This window comes from Clostridium sp. AM42-4 (assembly GCF_003480105.1).
In the GTDB taxonomy this organism is placed as follows: Bacteria; Bacillota; Clostridia; order Lachnospirales; family Lachnospiraceae; genus Brotaphodocola.
Window position 1 is genome coordinate 1 of record NZ_QUIK01000017.1, and the last position, 1,525, is coordinate 1,525.

Annotated in this window: 2 protein-coding genes; both read right to left on the reverse strand. The window is 43.3% G+C overall.

The genetic code is table 11. The features are described from left to right. Nucleotides 1-84 precede the first annotated feature (84 nt). Entirely contained in the window at nt 85-1,203 is a 1,119-nt protein-coding gene (locus DW922_RS12970) for an RNA-guided endonuclease TnpB family protein (protein ID WP_118726805.1), read from the reverse strand. Further along, nucleotides 1,166-1,525: IS200/IS605 family transposase (tnpA, locus tag DW922_RS12975; RefSeq protein ID WP_118726832.1), on the reverse strand; the 360-nt coding region annotated here is incomplete at its 5' end. The genes tnpA and DW922_RS12970, both read right to left, overlap by 38 nt.

Here is a 1,525-nt window from a genome sequence, read left to right on the forward strand (position 1 = left end):
TAGGGCAAAGCATAAGCGAGCTATCCCCGTGTGTCCCACGGTTTTATTAGACATTATGATAGTATGGAATTTCTTCCGCAAGGATCAGGAGATTTTCTTTTCCGTATCAAGTATCATTCCAGATATTCGAATACCTTCCCTGCATATATTGATTGCTGCGTTTTGATCCCGGTCCATTCGATTTCCGCACGCACACTCATAAATGCGATCACTCAATTGCAAATCCTCTTTTATGTTTCCACAGCAGCTGCAGGTTTTGGAGCTGGGATACCAGCGGTCAATACGGACCAGTTTCTTCCCGGCGCGTTCCATTTTATATGCCAGAAAATCCGTGAACATTCCCCAGCCATTGTCATGAACACGCTTTCCAAAACACATATCCTGGCTCATTTCTTTCATATTCAGATCTTCCATGCACACGATATCATAGGAATTGGCTATCTTCCTCGACTCCTTATGCAAAAAATCCTTTCGCTTATGTGCGATATGGGTATGGATCCGTGCTACTTTCTTCTTTTGCTTTTTATAACGGTTACTCCCCTGTTCGCAGTGGCTCAGTTTACGCTGCTCCCTTGCCAGCTTCTTCTGGGCTTTTGAGAAAAAATGAGGATATGCCGCACGATTTCCATTGGAATCCACATATAACTCTTTCATGGAAAAATCAAGACCAATCGCGGATTCTGCTTTCCTGATTTCGTTCACCGGTTCCTCGCAGGAATATAACAAAGCAACATAGTATCGTTCATCTGCTTCCTGAGTGATGGTTGCACCTTTCAACTGGTAATCTTCCTCAATCTTCCGATGCTGTCTGATGCGGACCCAGCCAGCTTTTGGAAGTTTTAACTTTCCATTTTGTAAGGCGATGTTTCCATTCACACAATTGGTTGTATAACTTCTCACAGGTTTCTTTTTTGATTTGAATTTCGGAAAACCAACTGAGTCATCACGAAAGAAATTTTTATATGCAGTCTGCAAATGCAGCTGCGCATTGCACAGTGCCAGACTGTCTACTTCCTTCAACCACGGAAACTCGGATTTATATCTGGCCGGTGTCACGCTTAAGTTCTTTCCCGTTTTCTCATAGTAAGCTTTTTTCTCCGCAAGCATCCGGTTATAAACAAAACGAACACAACCAAATGTCTTTGCAAATAATTCCCTTTGTGGTTTATTCGGATAAATCCGAAAACGGTACACGGTGTTCACTTTTACCCTCTCCCTGTGTTTCAATGTACTGACGGATGACCTCAATCGGGGCACCTCCGGCACTCAACAGACAAAAACTCTGGCTCCAGAACATTTCCTTCCATAGCTTTTGCCGGACTTCCTGGTACTCCTTTTTAATCAGCCGGCTGCTTGCGCTTTTATACGCATTGATAAACTTACTCAGTTCCGATTTTGGATGAGCACGGAACATGATGTGAACATGGTCCTGATCATGATTCCATTCTTCCAGGGTAATGTGATAGTTCGGAGCAATATGCTCAAATATTTCTTTTGCCCGATTGGAAATCATCCCACCACCTGA